Raw genomic sequence first — 16,521 nt, 5'->3', positions numbered from 1 at the left:
GGGCCATCGCTATTGGGCGAAGGCCGGCCGTGGGGCGGGGCGTTCTTCAATGGGCCAGTGCACGACGGCCGCAAAAATCCCCATGCCGACGCCAAGCCACCAGACGAGGTCGTAAGAACCGAACCTGTCATAAAGAAAGCCGCCCAGCCAGACGCCAAGGAAAGAGCCGATCTGGTGGGTGAGGAACACGACGCCGCCGAGCATGCCGAGATGGCGCGTGCCGAACATGATGGCCACCAGCGCATTTGTGGGCGGCACGGTGGAGAGCCAGAGGATGCCCATGACGGAAGCAAAGAGAATGACTGAAAGCGGCGATTGCGGCAAAAGCAGAAAGGCAGTCACGACCACGGAACGGGCAATATAGATATAGGCCAGGAAATAGGGCTTGGAATAACGCTGTGCGATGACGCCGGCGGCCAGCGATCCGATGATGTTGAAGAAGCCGATGAGCGCCATGGCAATCACCGCGTATCGTGGTTCGATACCGATATCGCCGAGATAGGCCGGGAAATGCGCGGTGATGAAGGCCACCTGGAAACCACAGACGAAGAAGCCCGTCGTCAGCAGCAGATAGCTCTTGTGGCCCAGCGCTTCCTTCAGCGCTTCGCCCGCGGTCTGCTGGAACTGCGCCTGCGACTGGGTGCCGGAGGACGAGTTTCCGCGCATGAAAAAGGCGAGCAGCGGCACCAGCATCATCATGGCGGCGAGCCAGACGAGACTGTCCGACCAGCCATAGGTGGAAATCAGCCCCTGGCTGATAGGTGCAAACAGGAACATGCCTGCCGAACCCGCCGCCGTGCCGATACCAAAGGCGAATGAACGCTGCTGCGGCGTGACATGGCGGGCGAAGGCGGAAAGGATGACGCTGAAGGACCCTGCGGCAATGCCAAGCCCCACGAGAACGCCGCCGCCGAAATGCAGCCAGAAGGGCGATGTGCCGAAGGACATGCAGATGAGGCCCGTCGCATAAAGAAAGCCGGAGAGCACGAGCACGCGGCCCGTACCGAACTTATCGGCGATGGCGCCGAAGAAGGGTTGGCCGAGACCCCAGAAGAGGTTCTGCAGCGCCATGGCAAGGCCGAAGGTTGAACGATCCCAGCCGGTATCGGCCAGCATCGGCAACTGGAAAAAGCCCATGGCGGAGCGGGGGCCGAACGTCATGACCGCAATCAGCGACCCGGCTGCGATAATCAGCCAGGGCATGCTCTGGCGAGTGGCTTGCGACATGAATATTCCCCCCTCGCAGCGCCCGCCTCTGAAAGAAGCGCAAAGCATGCCGCGGATTCCACAATGATGGGATGAATATTATCTTTTGTCAGCCGGCCTCACTAGCGACTTTTCTTGACGGCCATTATTCATGCGATTGATGGAATGCGGCCTAAGAGGCGACGATGAAACAGAATATCTACGACGATCCCGGGTTTTTCGAGCACTACAGCGCCATGCCGCGTTCCGTGGAAGGTCTGCGTCAGGCCGGTGAGTGGCATGAATTGCGCGCCATGCTGCCCCCGCTGAAAGACAAGTCCTTTCTCGACCTCGGTTGCGGTTTCGGCTGGCATTGCCGCTTTGCCGCGGAGCAGGGCGCACGCCATGTCGTCGGCGTCGATCTCTCGGAGAACATGTTGCGCCGCGCCGCCGAGATCAATGGTGGGCCCGGCATCGAATATCGCCGCGCCGCTATCGAAGACATCGATTTTCCGCGGCAGAGTTTCGATGTGGTGCTGAGTTCCCTTGCCCTGCATTACGTCCGCGATCTCGACGTGGCATTCGCAAGGATTTTCGCCGTGCTGAAGTCGGGCGGCGATTTCATTTTTTCCATCGAGCATCCCGTTTTTACGGCGCTGGAAAAACAGGACTGGTTTTACGGCGGGGATGGCGAAATCCTGCACTGGCCACTCGACAACTACCAGAACGAGGGCGTGCGCCACTCCAACTGGATGGCGGACGATGTGGTAAAATATCACCGCACCGTGTCAGCTATCGTCAACGGCCTCCTGTCCGCTGGTTTCACCCTGACGCGTCTGGCGGAACCACGTCCGGATCCGGCTTTGATGGCCGAGCGCCCGGAGCTGAAGCATGAAGACCGCCGCCCGATCTTTTTGATCGTCGGTGTGAAGAAGTCGTGACATGACCCGTGCGTTGTATCGCCGGGGTGCACAAAGATTGAGATCGGCGCGTCAGGCTCGAAACTTGCCTTGTTCACAGTGCTCCGTCCTCTCCTCATCTGTGTGCTTGTCACAGAGATCCAGCCAGCCCAAGTCTTTGGGCTGAGGGATCGTTTCGCCGCGCAGACGCGCATCGGCTGGATTCCTGTGACAAGCACAGGAATGAGGGGAGCGAGGGTTTGACGGCACGTTAAAGCGCTGCCTGATGCCCAGAGGATTCCGTTTGAACCGGACTGACTTAGCGCCTCTTGATCGCCCAGCCTTCGGGCCTTTCCTCGATCACCTTTGCGACGTCGCCGACAGACAGCCTGCCTTCACCGCGCGGTGTCACGTTCCAGCCGAACAGCGGGCCGGGCACGCGCCGGTCTGCGGACATGCGGATGCGGCCCATGGCCTTCATGGGAGAGGGCACATCGCGGGAGCCGGTCGTCTGATCCTGCGTGGTCATGATGCAGCGGGCGCAGGGTTTGACGAGATCGAAGCGAATGCCGCCGATCTCGATGGCCGCCCAGGCGTCTTCCGCCCATGGTTCGTCCGTCTCAAGCACGATATTGGGCCGGAACCGCTCCATGCCAACGTCGTCTTCGCCATTTTCGCGCATGTTGTCGTTCAGCGCGGCAAGCGAGGCGGTGGTGGTGACAAGGATCTGGTAGCCGTCGGCAAAGGTGACGGGCGTTTCATTGCCTGTCCACTCGAGGCTCGCGATGCGTTTGGAAGCGTTATCGAAAAAGGCGAGCTTCACTTCGCGTCCGAGCCATGCCGAGAGCGTGTCATTGGTCACAGCGTCGGCCATATCGGCGCTGACGATCGATTTCCATACCGCCACATCCATGCGCTCGCCGGATGGCCTTGCGACGATCTCGCCATGCCGGTCGCGCGAAAGCAACATGCCCCCGTCCTCGTGCCGCGCCAGAACCGTGGCAATGGCAGGCAATTCACGCTGGGTGATGAAGTGGCCCGACGGGTCCACAAGCATGGCGCGACGGTCACCCGGCAGACCCTCGGCCGACACGGCGCTGTCCGGGAGGGAAATGCCGCGCGCGCTTTTCAGCGGGTAGATATTAAGCTCTGTCACACGCATCATGCTTCCTCATATTTCATCGAGAAACAGGTCCAGCACCTGTTTCAGCCGCTCATGGCGGGCTCTGGCCATCTGCCTGCCGGTCTCTGTGCGAAAACCATCTGCCAGCTTGAACAGCTTGGTCTCGAAATGGTCGATGGCAAAAGCGCGGTCATCAAGCGGCCGTTCCTTCGCCAAGGGGTCGACCGGATCGTAAAGTGCGGAGCCCATGCGTCCGGCAATATAAAAGCAGCGCGCCGCGCCCACCATGCCTATGGCATCCAGCCTGTCGGCATCCTGAAGGATTTTCGCTTCCAGTGTCTGCGGTTCGATATTGGCGGAAAAGCTGTGGGTGATGATCGCATGCGTGACGGCGTCGATATCCTGCTTCTTCCAGCCGAGGCCGGCCAGAATGCCTGAAGCCTTTTCTGCCGCCAGCCGTGATGCCTGTGCCCGCAAGGGCGAGTTTTTCTCCACGGCCACACAATCATGCAGCAGCACGCTGGCCGCCAGCACGGTGCCATCGCCGCCTTCACCCGCATGGATGCGCATGGCATTGCGGAAGACGCGGTGAATATGGGCCAGATCATGCGAGCCGTCGCCCGCATCGGCGGCGTGCGGGATCAACTCCTGCGCAAGCGCCGCATGGGGCGCGAAAGCCTCCGCCGCGATCATGCCTGCGGCTTCCGGGTGAGGATTTTCTGGTAGAACAGGCCGATGCCGATGAGCACCGCGCCGAGCCCGATGAAGGACAGCGCCCGGAGCACGCCTTCGAGGTTGCTCATGTCGATCAGGAAGGCTTTGGCAACCGAGATCAGCACGATGGCGGCCGATGCCAGACGCAGGCTGCGGGCATTAAAGCGCGAGCCAAGCACGAGCAGCAGGACGCCGATCAGCAGCCAGACCACCGAGTAGCTGTAGGTCTCGCCCTGCATAAAGCCCTTCCAGTCAGCAATGTTCTCGCCTTGCCAGAAACGGCGCACCGAAAGCGTGGCCCAGGCAAAACCGAGCGCTGCTCCCGCCACCGCCAGCATGCTGACATACGGCGGCGGACGTTTTCCGCGCGCGTAATAGGCAAGGCCGCCATAAGCGAATGCCGGCAAAAGGTAACCGATCAGCAGCAGGTTGAGGACCGGGATGCGGCCGGTATTCTCGCCGGTGAAATAGGGGTTGAGCGTGAAGAAATGCATCGTCAGCACGTTGATGACGGCGATGACGCCGGCGATCATCGAGCCGTAACGGAAGACGGGGCTGGGGCTTTTCAAATCCAGCGTCATCAGGACACCGGAGAAGCCGATGGTCAGCAGCGTGTAGATCGACTGCTCGCCGAGCGTCGGCACATTGCTGTCGAGCGTACCGCCATTCATTGCGTGGCGAACGAGGATGGCCACGGCCAGAAGTCCCATGACGCTGGCGATGGCCTGCAGGAAGTTGTTGATCCGCATGCCCGGCCAGTCGCGCAACAGCCACGCGGAGACGATGGCCAGCAAGGCAGGGATGCCATAGCCCGGCAGCAGCGCGTTGAAGACTGGCGTCGTGCCGAGATTTTGCGGCCCGACGATTGTCGGCTCCCAGGCGATCCGGCCAAGAACGGCAACACTTGCGACAGCCATGACCCAGGGCAGTATATCCCATTTGCGGTAGCGGCTCGCCAGCACGTAGACGAAGCCGATGACGGACAGCAGCACTGTCGTCGCGAGCCCTTCCGTCAGCGTGTGCAGGCAGAGCGCGAAGGCGGCGAAGGAGCCGAGCACAAGGATGTTCAGCGGCTTGCGATAGGCCTCACTGTTGCGCCGGTGCAGCCATTCAGCACCGGCAAGCAGCACGAAGCCAAGGCCGAGACCATAGGCCGCGTGCAGCCAGTCGCGGCCGAGATTGCCATATTCGACGAAGCTCGCCGTCGCGAGCCAGACAGGGAACAGGGCGGCAATGCCAGCCCAGAGCTGGGCGAAATCCGCATCTTCTGCGCCCTTGCGTTTCAGGAAGGAAAAGGCGCACAGCACGAAGATAGCCCCAAGGCCGAGCGCCATGGCAATTTCCGCAGCGTAGCCTGTGCCCACGGGCGGAAGCGTCACGCCGGTATCATTCACGAGACCAATAAAATCGATGCCACGCCGCGACATGAGCGACACCGCAGACTGCGCGCCGAGCGCGGCGATGATCGCCGGCCAGACGGCATAGTGACGGGCAGCGCCGAGTGCTGCAAGAGCTGCAATAAGCGCTGAAACGATGAGCGCCGGGTGAGTATCGACGCTGCCTTCGGCAAAGAGGAAGCCGATGGCCGGCAGGATCACCGCCATCGATACCGTCAGGTTGAGGGCGAGCGACGGGCGCAGCAAAAGCCGCATGATGCGAATCGCGCGCCGCTCGGGAGCTGCCGTTTCGGCAGCGTCCGGAGGCGTGGTGTCGTACTGTTTTCCGGGCCAAAGGAAGATCGTGCCAGCGAGCATAATGAGCAGGGCAAGAGTCGGCGGTTCGGCACTGATTGCATCCGAAAAGCCGATATATCCGAGAGCCCATAGGCCAAGTCCGGCATTGGCAAGCGACGGGACCACCGTCCAGCCCTGCCGACGCGCCGCTGCCGCGGTTGCGAGCCAAGAGACGGTGAGAAAGACGAAGAGCGCCCAGATGTTCGGCGTTTCGGTGGAAATCAGCGCCGGCGTCAGCATCGAACCGAGAAGTCCGAGACCGGCGAGCGCCTGTCCGTGCAACAATGACAGGCCGATGGTGGCGAAGGCGACGAGGCCAAGCAGGATAAAGGCGGTGCCGGGGCCGATATAGTCGTAGATGCCATAAGCCGCATAAACCACACCGAACAGCGTCAATGCGCCGGCCGCAGTGAGCACACCCGGTATCATGGCATTGGAGTAGGTGGTGGCGATGCCTGGCACCGCCTTGCGGCGTATCGCTTCACCGGCAAGCCCGAGAAAGACGCCGAAAATGGCGGCGAGCGATAGCCTGACCGCCGGGCTGAGCAGGCCTGATTCGATTGAATATTTGACGAGGAAAATGCCGCCGAGCGCCAGCGCCAGCCCGCCCGCCCAAACCGCCCAGCGCGCGCCGAGCAGGCTTTCGAAGCTTTCTTTCGCTGCCGGGGCAGACGCGTTATCAGAAGCCGCCACGGATACGGCATCGGCGAGTGGCGCAGCGGGAGCGTCTTCGCGCGCCACGTCTTGATCCGCCGCAGCGGTGCTGGCTTCTGAACGCTCGAAGGCGTCTTCATCCCGGATGCCCGCTGGTTCCAGCGCCGTTTGGCCTTCCGTCTCTGCTGCGAAATCAGTCTTTTCGGCGGTTTGCGTGTTTTCCGCCAGTGCCGCAGCAGGAGCGGCCACGCCCGCCGCCATCAGCCGCTTGAGGCTGTGAACCTCCCGTTCGAGCGACTTGATGCGGCTTGAATTGCGGATGCTTGCGACCAGCGTGTAGATGAAGGCCGCGACAAGGGCGAGGATAAACAGCGGGATTTCCAAACGGACTCTCCAATTATGAAGCTGTTTTTAAAGCCCTTTTGGTGAATTTATGCAAGGCCCGGTTGATGAGGTTGTGGGTTACCGAGGGGAGCGAGCGCTCGCATCCGCGTCTTCTCCCCGAGGGGAGAAGTCTGCGGCAGTGGGATGAGGGGGCGAGGGTGGAAATAAACCGAGAGCTTGCCCCCCTCAACCGACCCTTCAGACCACTTTCTTCCCTGGGCGAGAAGAAATGGGCGGCATCCGCTCGGCTTATGCGCATCCCCCGAAAATCAGGGAACATCCGCCAGCCAGCGCCGCGCCACTTCGATATCCGTGAGCCCGAGTTCGTGCCCATCTTCCAGCGTTTCCACCTCAACCCTTGCGCCGTTTGCCGCAAGCCTGTCCTGCAGCACGCTCGCCCCGTCGCGGTATTTGTCGCGTTCTCCCGCAACAAGCAGGAAGCTGCGGCCGGAAAGATCACTTTCCGGCCATGTTTCGAGAACAGGCATCGGGCGGTACAGCAGGGCGTCCCCGGCAAGCTCCGGATAAAGCGCGGCAAAGGCCGCATAGAAGTTCGCCCCATTGGAATGGCCGATAAACCGCAGTTTCGAACGATCGAGCCCATAGGAGCGGATTGCCCCTTCCACGAATGCGGCGAAGGCTTCCGCTTCCGAGACGATATCCTTCTGGTCGAAGCTGAAATCGGGATAACGCCGGAACCACCGGGCAATCCCTTCTTCCGTACTGCGGCCGCGGACGCCGAGAAGCGTTGCGCCCGGTGCTGCCCGGTGCGCCAGCGGCATCAGGCTTGTTTCACTTCCGCCGGAACCGTGCAGCAGAATCATGGTACTGCCATCAGGCTCTTCGGGCGTGTAGAAACGGTGTACGAAGGGCAGGTCGCGATAGACGATGCGCTCTTCGCCAGGCATCGCAAATTGCGGCAGGGCGACACGCACATCCGCTTCATCCTTCATGAAGAGGGGCGGGATGAACAGTTTTTCGCCGAGCGATTCCAGCGGTTCGTCCACCGTCATACCCGGCCCGTCGGTCGCCATTTCGATCAATACCCCGCCCGGTTCGCGGACGTAGAGCGAATGGAAATATTTACGGTCATGGGCGTTGGTGGTGCTGGAATTCAGTGATTTCAGCCCGGTTAGAACCGAGTTCAACTCATCCATGTCTTTTGCGCGGAAGGCTATGTGATCAACCGTGCCGGTGCCCGGCGCGCTGGACCAGAAGCCCGTGGCGTCGCGCACATCGATAATGTCGCCGCTATCGGAAACGAGCCGGCGAATTGCGCCCGTCTGGCTTACCTGCCTATATCCGAAGTGTTTTTCGAGAAAAGCCACGGTTTCTTCCGGCACTTCGCTCAGCACGGTTGCACCGTAGATGCGGCGAATGGCGTCCTCTTCGGTAATGTCTTTCGTCACGTGCGGCGTGGCGTCGTCAAACGCCTGAGTGCCGACCAGCTTGACGATCAGGCCGTCAGGGTCTTTCAGCCGAATGACGGGCTCCCCGAATTCGTCGGAGGGACCTTCCGCCCGGATGCCGAATCTCAGCGCCCGCGTCAGCCAGAAGCCGATGGCGGCAGGGTCGATCGCCACGGAAATTTCCAGCGTCTGGCCATAACCCACGCGGCCTTGGCCACCGTCCTCCCACACCAGAAAAGTCAGCAGGGAACCGGGCGAGGCGATATCATCGCCATAGAGCAGATGAAGCTGCATGGCGTCTTCGAAGCCCGCCGTGCGTTTGGCCAGCCGCAAGCCCAGAAAGCCGGCGTAAAAATCCACATTCGCCTGCACCTTTCGGGTGATCATCGTGATGTGGTGTATGCCCAGTGCAGAATTCATCTTGCCCCCGCTGTAGCCGCCTGCTGTTCGTGGCCTATTTGTCTCACGCTGCCCCTGATCCGCAACCCCGGCAAATGAGAACGCTGTGTTCTCTGCGTGAACGATACTGCTCTCGCTTCGTTGCATGCGCGATGTGCAGAATGCCGGCTTTTTGCCTGGCTCGCGAGAATTTGTGCATATAAAATAAGCATACAAAATAACGGCTATTTTGTATGCAATTTTATCTTGCCTTGGAGGTCGGAATTGGGTCTTATGCAACCAATCCAACAAAACCATCAGGGGGAACAGATGATTTTAACGCGCAGGTTGTTGACCAGAGCTCTGGCCATTACCGCCATCGGTGTATCCGCCGGCTTTTCGCTGCCAGCGGGGGAGGCGCAGGCAGAAACGCCGGTGAAATTCACGCTCGACTGGAAGTTCGAAGGTCCGGCCGCCGGTTTCCTGCTGGCACTCGACAAGGGGTACTTCAAGGCCGAGGGCCTCGACGTCACCATCGACAGCGGCAACGGCTCGGTCGAAGCCATTCCGCGTGTCGCGACCGGCGCCTACCAGATGGGTTTCGGCGACATCAACTCGGTGATGAAGTTCCTCGATGAGGATCCGAGCCAGAAGGTCAAGGCCGTCTATATGGTTTATGAGCGGCCCACTTTTGCCGTTGTTGGCCGCAAGTCGCTTGGCGTCACCGGCGATCCGAAATCGCTGGAAGGCAAGAAGCTCGGCGCGCCGCCGCCGGATGGCGCTTTTGCGCAATGGCCGGCTTTCAAGCAGGTCGCCGGTCTCGATGACAGCAAGATCAAGATCGAATCGATCGGTTTCCCGGTGCGTGAGCCGATGCTCGCCAAGGGTGATGTCGATGCGGTTTTCGGTTTTGCCTTTTCGGTGATCCTCAATCTCAAGAAGCAGGGCATCGGTGACGATGATATCTCGACCATTCTGATGGCCGAGCACGGCTTGAATCTCTATGGCAATGCAGTGCTGGTAAACACTGATTTCGCTGAGAAAAACCCTGAAGCGGTGAAAGGTTTCCTGAAAGCGCTGGCCAAGGGTTTTGCTGATTCCGTCAAGAACCCCGAAGAGGGCGTGGCTGCTGTCCTCAAGCGCAACGAGACACTCGACAGCGCCATTGAGCTTGAACGCCTAAACATGGCCAACAGCATGAACATCAAGACGCCCTATGTGGTGGAAAACGGCATGGGCGGCGTCGAGCCAAGCCGGCTTGCCGCCTCGCTGGAGACGCTCAAGGTTTCCATGGGCCTGAAGGGCAACGTCAAGGCGGAGCAGGTGTTCGACGCGACCTACCTGCCGGCCAAGGCAGAACGCATGCTTCCCTGATGGGTAAAATGAGTGGGTGCCGCAGGTTTCTTCTCCCCGCCGGGGAGAAGTCCGCGGTAGCGGGATGAGGAGGCAAAGCTCTCGGTCTACCGCTGACGTTTCCCCCTCATCCGACCCTTCGGGCCACCTTCCCCCCTCGGGAAGAAGAAACAAGCGGCAACGCCGGGTATGGCCGGCAGCCTAAGGAATTGCGGCGGGAGTAACGAAGGCCATAAGCGCCCGTTCCAGCCTGAAAATGGGGATCGCGATGTCACATCTCGTGGAAATAGATAATGTCGACATGCGCTACGGCGGGTCGGCCGGCACGCTGGCCGTCTCCGGCTTGAACCTGACGGTCGACAAGGGTGAATTCGCGGCCGTGGTCGGCCCGTCTGGCTGCGGTAAGTCGACCCTGATGAAACTGGTGACGGGGCTGCATATTCCGCAGAAGGGCAATGTCATCGTCGCTGGACGGCAGGTCACGGAGCCGGTTTCCATTGTCGGCATGGCGTTTCAGAACCCGACGATGCTGCCCTGGCGCACGACGCTCGAAAATATCCTGCTGCCACTGGAGATCGTCGAAAAACATCGCCGTCGTCTGCGCGCCCACAAGGCGGAATATGTCGCGAAAGCCGAGCGACTTCTGGAAATCGTCGGCCTCAAAGGTTTTGGCTCGAAGTATCCGTGGCAGCTTTCCGGCGGCATGCAGCAGCGCGCCAATCTTTGCCGTGCGCTGATTCACGAACCGGAACTGCTGATGCTGGACGAACCTTTCGGTGCGCTCGATGCCTTCACCCGCGAGGAATTGTGGTGCGTCATACGCGACCTGCACGCCGCGCAGCGCGTCACTATCATCCTGGTGACCCACGATCTGCGCGAGGCGACATTTCTGGCCGACAAGATTTTCGTGATGAGTGCGAGGCCGGGCCGGGTGCTCGCCGAACACCGCGTGCCATTTGCACGCCCGCGCCAGCTCGACATCATGTATGACAAGGGTTTTAACGACATGGTGCAGGAACTGCATGGCGAAATCGCGCAGGCGAGGGTGGCGGCATGAGCGCGATCGTGGAAAGCACCGTGGCGGCCGAACCGCCGAAGCCGCTGATTGCCCGCGTCAACTGGGTGAAAGCCGCTCCCTGGCTTTATACGCTGGCGCTCTTCGTGGTGTGGGAACTGCTCGTCCATGCGCTGAAAATGCCGCCCACGATCCTGCCATCCCCGGTAAGGGTGGGCCAGGCCATCATGCAATATTGGTCGCCGATCTGGAAAAACTCGCTGCAGACGCTTTATACGACGACACTGGGCTTTGCCCTTGCCGTGGTCGCCGGTCTTGCTATTGGCCTGTTCATTGGCTGGTCGAAAACCATCTATGCCGGGCTTTATCCGCTGATGATCGGTTTCAACGCCATCCCCAAGGTGGCGCTGGTGCCCATCCTCGTCATCTGGTTCGGCATCGGCACGGTTCCCGCCGTTCTGACCGCCTTTTTGATCTCCTTCTTCCCGATCGTCGTTAATGTGGCGACCGGGCTTGCCACCATTGAGCCGGAAACCGAAGACGTGCTGCGGGCGCTCGGTGCCAAGAAGATGGACATCATGTTGAAGGTCGGTATTCCGCGGTCCATGCCCTATTTCTTCGGCTCGCTCAAAATCGCCATCACGCTCGCCTTTGTCGGCTCGGTCGTATCGGAAACCGTCGCCTCCAATTATGGCCTCGGCAACATGATGAGTTCGGCGCAGAGCCAGTTCAATGTGCCGCTGGTCTTTGCCGGCCTGCTGATGCTCGCGGTGGAAGGCATCGCCATGTATGCCATCATGGCCTGGCTCGAAAAGCGCATGACGGGCTGGGCGCATCGCTCCACCATGGGGCAGTGAGTCTTTCTTCTTCCCCCCAGGGAAACGGTGGCCCGAAGGGCCAGATCAGGGGGGCGACGGCACAGATATGCGGAGAGCTTGCCCCCTCAACCCGCTGCCGCGACCTTCTCCCCGGCGGGGAGAAGGCGAAAGATGTGCTTGCCGGCATTCCTCACGCTCCGGAAAGCCGCGAGCCTGCTATAGCTCAATGCGCCGCCATTTCTTTGACGATATCGGCGCCGTCCATCAGGAACGGATAATACGTTGGCCAATTGGTCACTTCGTCCAGCAATGCCTTGCGGTCGTTGCCCCAATAGAGATGGTAATGGCCCGCCTTGACCGGGGCGATGGAGTGATCGCTGAACTGGATGAATTGCGGTGCGGCCTCATCGCCGCCGGTTTTCTTGAAGATGTAGCGGACACCACGATTGCCCTTCTTGTAGGTCAGGATTTCGTGGCCGTCGCTGACATAGGTGCCTTCAGCGGGTTTGCCATCTTTATAAAACGCCACGCTGTCGCTCTTGATGACGATACGGTTCACGTCGGTCTTGTAGCCGACCTCGTAATAGGCGCGGTATTCGGCGGCCGTCTTGTCGCCATGAGCCGCCTTTTCCGCCATGACGGGATCGAGCGAGCCGTTCAGCAGGTAGGGATAAACGGATTGCCAGTCGCCTTCCCAATCGGAAAGTGTGCGTGGTTTCACCTGGGCATCCTCGAAATAACCCTTGTAGATCTGCTTTTCAGCTTCGGTCATCTGATGGCCGTGATCGTGCCCGTGCTCATGGCTGTGGGCTGCGGATTTGTCGCCACCGGCAGCCATTGCCGTGGTCGCCGCCAACAGCATGGAACCAAGTGCGACAGCGCCGGTGAGGCGGGTGATTGTCTTCTGCATTGTTTCGGCTCTCTCCTAAGACAAGTTACGTAATAACATTACGTATGAAGCTATAGAGATCGCATCAGCCGGATGCAAGTGCGCTACAGGGCGAGGCAACGAAAAAGCGCGACGGCTCTTGCAGCCATCGCGCTTGCAGAAAAATGGGGGTGACGTCTCAGGCCGGCTGTGCGCTCACTTCCGCCTTACGCTCGTCGAACGCGAGTTTCATCGCTTTCGTCACATCGCGGGTCGTCGCGAAATAGCTGTCGCTACGCACCCAGTAACGCAACTTGACGGTGGCGCTGTCGGCGCTCACAGAATCGACAAAGGTGACAGGGGCTGGGTCAAGCAGCACCCGGCTTTCCGAACGTACGACATTCATCAGCATGTCCTGCGCGGCGGCGAGATTCTCATCGTTTTTCACCGTCAGGCTCAATTCGTGACGGCGAGAAGGAAAGCGGCTGAAATTGGTGATCGGCACGTTCCAGAGCGTCGAGTTGGGCGCCAGACGGTAAAGGCCGTCGCTGGTCTTCAGCTCGGTCGCAAACAGTCCGATCTCGATGATCGTCCCGCTGACGCTGCTGGTTTCGATATATTCCCCGACCCGGAAGGGACGCAGCACCAGCAGCATGATGCCGGCAGCGATGTTCTGCAGCGTTCCCTGAAGCGCGAGGCCAATGGCAAGACCGGCGGCGCCGAGGGCCGCCAGAATGGAGGCCGTCTGCACCCCGAACTGGCCCAGCACCATCACGATGACGAGAATGAGGACGACATAACGAATGGCGCCCGCGAAGAATCCGGCGAGCGTCGCATCGAAGCCGCGAATGCGCGACAGGCCCTGAAAGGCCCAGCGTTGAAGAAAGGCAGCGGCCAGCCAGCCGACGATTAACAGCAGAAGTGCACCGATCACCGAAAAGGAATATTGCACCGCCAGTGCGCTCGCCTGTCTTACGGCCGCTTGCGATGCGACAATGATATCCGTTGCCTGTTGTTCCATGAATCGTCCCGTGATTTTATTTGCGTTGAGGGTTGGTAACGACTGCGTTCCGAAGGGGTTCCGCCAAAACCGGTTGTCAACTGCGAAGTGGCAGCACGAAAGGCACATTGCCGTCGGTGTCCGCGCCCCTTCCTATCGCCTTGATAGCCGCCTCCAGACGACCCTTCCGGCCGAGCAGCCGGTCGCCGATGGCGATGATGCGGGCATTCGGCGTGGCATAGGGCGAGGCGGCGCGCAGACGCAGCGCAAGTTCAGTCTCATCCTGATCAGGGTAAAGACTGAGCGCGGCGATGACGGCAGCCGCAGGCGAGCGCGAAACGCCCATCCAGCAATGGATAAGCAACGGGGCCGTCTGATCCCATTCATGCGCGAACTCGATGAGCTTCAGCACATGCGCATCGTCAGGGGCGATAAGATTGCCGGTACCCTTGAAGCAGATGTCGTTCATCGCAAGCGTCAGATGCCGTTCGGCGGCAATGACCGCGGGGCGGTGAAATGTCTGCTCCCTGGCGATCAATGTCACCATTTCCCGGGCCTTGTGCTTCACGGCCATTTCCGCGATCCGTCCGAGCGGTGAAACCACGATGGCCGTCATTTGGCACCCCCAGGGTTCGTCACGCGCATGGCCTCGATGGCCTCAAAACGCTGGATGAACAGCTTTTGCGCTTCCGTGGAGGGAAGCGGCGTGATGTCGAACATGTCGCGGGTAATACCGCGTGGCAGGCCGAAAAATTTTTGCGCCTCGGCCGTGGAAAAACCGGCAAGCTCCGTCGCCTCGAAAAAGGCGGCGACCGTGTCGGCCTTCTTGATGCGGTCCTTCAACTCGCGCGATGCATGCGGCGGCAGGCCGAAGCGCAGATGCACGGCGGCCTCAAGCCGCTTTTCCACAGTCTTGTAACCGCCGCCGACCACGGATTTGAACGGAGAGATCATGTCGCCGATCACATATTCCGGCGCATCGTGCAGAAGCGCCATCTGCATTTCATCGGGGGTCGCGGCCGTGCACATGCGGCAGAAGATCGTCTCGACGATGAGGCAGTGCTGAGCGACTGAAAAGGCGTGGTCGCCACGCGTCTGGCCGTTCCAGCGGGCAACGCGGGCAAGCCCATGGGCAATATCGGCGATTTCCACGTCGAGCGGCGAAGGGTCGAGCAGATCGAGCCGCCGTCCGGACAGCATGCGCTGCCAGGCGCGCGGGCCTTTGACGGAGGCCACCTCTATTCCTCCGCCTGTGCCGCCGGATCGGCCGCCGGGAAGGAAAGACCGCTCCAGGCGGGCAGGGCAACGGCGACGGGAACAGTTTCCGCGAGAAGCGGCGTGCCGGACGCGAGCGCCTCGGCAATGCGGTCGATGCGCGCGACGGCGAGTGCCTTGTTGCCGCAGACGGTGCCGAGCGTGCCGACGGATTTGCCCTGTGCGGTAATGTCCACGCCGCTGCCGGGGAGGGCGTCCTGCGCTGAAACAAGTACAACACGCCGCCTTGCCGTGCCGCGATGTTTCATGCGCGATACAACTTCCTGGCCGACAAAGCAGCCCTTCTTGAATGACACCCCGTCGTTCACATCCATCAGCACGTCATGCGGAAAAGCATCCTGCAGCGCATAGTCGCGGCCAGCTTCGGCAATGCCGTATTCGACACGCAGCACATCATAGACGGCTGCGTCGCCAGCGGCAGTTGCGCCCGGAATGCGGAATAGATCGAGACCCGCCTTGGCGAAACGGCCGTCCCTTAACGCCGGCTGAGGTGCCTGTTCCCCCCAGAAAACGCTCACACCTTCGGCGGCTTCCGCTTTCAGATCGACGGGAGCTCGCAGCTTGTACATCGTCAGGCGGCGCAACAGCGCTTCCTGTTCGGAAGCGGTGATCTCGATGAGATAGTCCGTTCCGTCGCGCGCGATGAGGAAATCGAACAGGATCTTGCCCTGAGGGGTCAGAAGGGCGCAGGCGCGGGCTTCCCCTTCAGGCAGATGCTCCACATCGGTGGTAATGAGATTGTTCAGAAACTCCTCGGCGCCGGTGCCGGAAACCCGGATCAGGCGGCGGTCGGCAAGAAAAGCGGAAGGCATGGCGTCACCGTTCGGTTCGTCGAGACTATGCGTCTGGGCAACAGCACATGTACCGGTGCCGGACGCTCATTCCGCACAGTTAGGATTTTTGCAAAAGAACGGCAAGCGCCGGGATAGGATCAATCGCCGGCGGTGAAGAACTTCCATTTGCCATCAGGCGAGATGCCGATGCGATAGAAGCTGTAATTGCCGTATTCCTGCATGTCCGCTAGGTCGCCGGCGGTGATGATGCGCAGCAGTTCCACTTTTTCCGGCGGTGTCAGCGTATTGAGCGGCTTTCCGGCGAAATAGGGGAAAACATAGGCTTCGTCCGGCGTGCCGGCATCAATATGGGCGTAACCGGTCGACAGGAGGTCGATGATGATCGCCAGCACTTCCAGCCCGTCGGTATCTCCTGAATAGCTTTTCAGTGCTGCGATCGGGTCTTCGCCGTCATTGCCGTCGATGCGGAATTCTTTCTGGCCGGCAGCGATGAATGGCCGCAACTTTTCAATATCGCCCGTCGCTGCCGCGTCGATGATCTGTTGGCGCAGCTTGCGTACGGCTTCCGGTGCCTTGGAAATATCGTGCTCGATGACCACTGACATTTCGGGGGTATTGTCCGGCTTGGAGGATTGCTGGTTGGTCTGGGCGGCAGATCGGTCGACCAGAGGGTCGGGCAGGGGAATGCCTTCCGAATCGCCCTCGATTTCGTCCGGCTCGGCGGGCGCGGTCTGCTCAGGCTGTTCGCGCTTCTGAGCCTGTGGCTCGCCTTCGTTGTTCTGGGCCGGCTTCAGCTCGGAAAGCGCAAAGGCTTGGCCCGGCAGGCCAATCGACCCGGCGGTCAGAGCGAGCACGATGGATAGCAGGGCGGAAGAGCGCAAAAGCCCCTTGCTCAGGCAAGACATGATAGACCCCGGCT

General features: G+C 60.6%; 15 protein-coding genes. 4 read left to right on the top strand and 11 right to left on the bottom strand.

Annotation, left to right across the window (positions count from 1 at the left end; all coding sequences use genetic code 11):
• Window positions 1–9: 9 nt before the first annotated feature.
• A complete protein-coding gene (locus DOU54_RS14135) occupies window positions 10–1,227 on the bottom strand; it encodes an MFS transporter (RefSeq protein WP_004440927.1) in 1,218 nt (405 codons plus the stop codon).
• Between the two features lie 164 nt (window positions 1,228–1,391).
• Here DOU54_RS14135 and DOU54_RS14130 point away from each other — a divergent pair, with 164 nt between their 5' ends.
• Entirely contained in the window at window positions 1,392–2,126 is a 735-nt protein-coding gene (locus DOU54_RS14130) for a class I SAM-dependent methyltransferase (protein WP_113382474.1), read from the top strand.
• A 277-nt stretch (window positions 2,127–2,403) separates the two neighbouring features.
• Here DOU54_RS14130 and DOU54_RS14120 read toward each other — a convergent pair whose 3' ends face one another.
• From DOU54_RS14120 to DOU54_RS14105, 4 genes are all read right to left on the bottom strand, one after another.
• Window positions 2,404–3,246: an MOSC domain-containing protein gene (locus tag DOU54_RS14120; RefSeq protein WP_113382496.1), complete on the bottom strand. Its 843-nt coding sequence runs from the start codon at window positions 3,244–3,246 to the stop codon at window positions 2,404–2,406.
• Between the two features lie 9 nt (window positions 3,247–3,255).
• On the bottom strand, window positions 3,256–3,900 hold the full coding sequence (locus DOU54_RS14115) for an HD domain-containing protein (RefSeq protein ID WP_113382475.1): 645 nt from the start codon (window positions 3,898–3,900) through the stop codon (window positions 3,256–3,258).
• Window positions 3,897–6,692, bottom strand: a complete 2,796-nt coding sequence (locus DOU54_RS14110; protein WP_162749743.1) for a DUF2339 domain-containing protein — start codon at window positions 6,690–6,692, stop codon at window positions 3,897–3,899. The genes DOU54_RS14115 and DOU54_RS14110 overlap by 4 nt, the downstream gene beginning before the upstream one ends.
• 269 nt (window positions 6,693–6,961) lie before the next feature.
• Window positions 6,962–8,521 (bottom strand): VOC family protein, encoded by a 1,560-nt coding sequence (locus DOU54_RS14105; protein ID WP_113382476.1) that lies wholly within the window; start codon window positions 8,519–8,521, stop codon window positions 6,962–6,964.
• 288 nt (window positions 8,522–8,809) lie between these two features.
• On the opposite strand from DOU54_RS14105, the gene DOU54_RS14100 reads away from it, so the two are divergent.
• From DOU54_RS14100 to DOU54_RS14090, 3 genes are all read left to right on the top strand, one after another.
• Window positions 8,810–9,853, top strand: a complete 1,044-nt coding sequence (locus DOU54_RS14100) for an ABC transporter substrate-binding protein (protein ID WP_113731450.1) — start codon at window positions 8,810–8,812, stop codon at window positions 9,851–9,853.
• A 247-nt stretch (window positions 9,854–10,100) separates the two neighbouring features.
• On the top strand, window positions 10,101–10,889 hold the full coding sequence (locus DOU54_RS14095; RefSeq protein ID WP_004440947.1) for an ABC transporter ATP-binding protein: 789 nt from the start codon (window positions 10,101–10,103) through the stop codon (window positions 10,887–10,889).
• On the top strand, window positions 10,886–11,704 hold the full coding sequence (locus DOU54_RS14090; RefSeq protein WP_004440949.1) for an ABC transporter permease: 819 nt from the start codon (window positions 10,886–10,888) through the stop codon (window positions 11,702–11,704). The genes DOU54_RS14095 and DOU54_RS14090 overlap by 4 nt, the downstream gene beginning before the upstream one ends.
• A gap of 184 nt (window positions 11,705–11,888) precedes the next feature.
• Here the strand turns inward: DOU54_RS14090 and DOU54_RS14085 are convergent, their stop codons facing one another.
• The 6 genes from DOU54_RS14085 to DOU54_RS14060 form a co-directional block, all read right to left on the bottom strand.
• Complete coding sequence (locus DOU54_RS14085; protein ID WP_004440952.1) at window positions 11,889–12,575, bottom strand: ZinT family metal-binding protein; 687 nt, start codon at window positions 12,573–12,575, stop codon at window positions 11,889–11,891.
• A gap of 157 nt (window positions 12,576–12,732) precedes the next feature.
• Window positions 12,733–13,554 carry a mechanosensitive ion channel family protein gene (locus tag DOU54_RS14080; protein ID WP_004440955.1) on the bottom strand — a complete coding sequence of 274 codons (822 nt, stop codon included), beginning with the start codon at window positions 13,552–13,554 and terminating at the stop codon, window positions 12,733–12,735.
• Window positions 13,555–13,630: 76 nt separating this feature from the next.
• Complete coding sequence (locus DOU54_RS14075) at window positions 13,631–14,149, bottom strand: tyrosine phosphatase family protein (protein ID WP_022555910.1); 519 nt, start codon at window positions 14,147–14,149, stop codon at window positions 13,631–13,633.
• On the bottom strand, window positions 14,146–14,769 hold the full coding sequence (locus DOU54_RS14070; protein WP_162749744.1) for a YfbR-like 5'-deoxynucleotidase: 624 nt from the start codon (window positions 14,767–14,769) through the stop codon (window positions 14,146–14,148). The genes DOU54_RS14075 and DOU54_RS14070 overlap by 4 nt, the downstream gene beginning before the upstream one ends.
• A gap of 2 nt (window positions 14,770–14,771) precedes the next feature.
• Window positions 14,772–15,620, bottom strand: coding sequence for a CAF17-like 4Fe-4S cluster assembly/insertion protein YgfZ (ygfZ, locus tag DOU54_RS14065; RefSeq protein ID WP_113382477.1), 849 nt, complete (start codon window positions 15,618–15,620; stop codon window positions 14,772–14,774).
• Window positions 15,621–15,739: 119 nt separating this feature from the next.
• Window positions 15,740–16,507 (bottom strand): hypothetical protein, encoded by a 768-nt coding sequence (locus DOU54_RS14060; RefSeq protein ID WP_113382478.1) that lies wholly within the window; start codon window positions 16,505–16,507, stop codon window positions 15,740–15,742.
• Window positions 16,508–16,521 lie beyond the last annotated feature (14 nt).

This window comes from Agrobacterium sp. MS2 (assembly GCF_003261015.1).
GTDB classification, from domain to species: Bacteria; Pseudomonadota; Alphaproteobacteria; order Rhizobiales; family Rhizobiaceae; genus Agrobacterium; species Agrobacterium pusense.
The sequence above is the reverse complement of the archived record's forward strand: the minus strand, read 5'-3'. Positions and strand labels throughout refer to the sequence as shown.

Bases quoted from the DNA above. Each gene is read 5' to 3' on its own strand.
- DOU54_RS14135 (WP_004440927.1), bottom strand. From the start codon at position 1,227: ATGTCGCAAGCCACTCGCCAGAGCATGCCCTGGCTGATTATCGCAGCC.
- DOU54_RS14130 (WP_113382474.1), top strand. From the start codon at position 1,392: ATGAAACAGAATATCTACGACGATCCCGGGTTTTTCGAGCACTACAGC.
- DOU54_RS14120 (WP_113382496.1), bottom strand. From the start codon at position 3,246: ATGCGTGTGACAGAGCTTAATATCTACCCGCTGAAAAGCGCGCGCGGC.
- DOU54_RS14115 (WP_113382475.1), bottom strand. From the start codon at position 3,900: ATGATCGCGGCGGAGGCTTTCGCGCCCCATGCGGCGCTTGCGCAGGAG.
- DOU54_RS14105 (WP_113382476.1), bottom strand. From the start codon at position 8,521: ATGAATTCTGCACTGGGCATACACCACATCACGATGATCACCCGAAAG.
- DOU54_RS14100 (WP_113731450.1), top strand. From the start codon at position 8,810: ATGATTTTAACGCGCAGGTTGTTGACCAGAGCTCTGGCCATTACCGCC.
- DOU54_RS14095 (WP_004440947.1), top strand. From the start codon at position 10,101: ATGTCACATCTCGTGGAAATAGATAATGTCGACATGCGCTACGGCGGG.
- DOU54_RS14090 (WP_004440949.1), top strand. From the start codon at position 10,886: ATGAGCGCGATCGTGGAAAGCACCGTGGCGGCCGAACCGCCGAAGCCG.
- DOU54_RS14085 (WP_004440952.1), bottom strand. From the start codon at position 12,575: ATGCAGAAGACAATCACCCGCCTCACCGGCGCTGTCGCACTTGGTTCC.
- DOU54_RS14080 (WP_004440955.1), bottom strand. From the start codon at position 13,554: ATGGAACAACAGGCAACGGATATCATTGTCGCATCGCAAGCGGCCGTA.
- DOU54_RS14075 (WP_022555910.1), bottom strand. From the start codon at position 14,149: ATGACGGCCATCGTGGTTTCACCGCTCGGACGGATCGCGGAAATGGCC.
- ygfZ (WP_113382477.1), bottom strand. From the start codon at position 15,620: ATGCCTTCCGCTTTTCTTGCCGACCGCCGCCTGATCCGGGTTTCCGGC.
- DOU54_RS14060 (WP_113382478.1), bottom strand. From the start codon at position 16,507: ATGTCTTGCCTGAGCAAGGGGCTTTTGCGCTCTTCCGCCCTGCTATCC.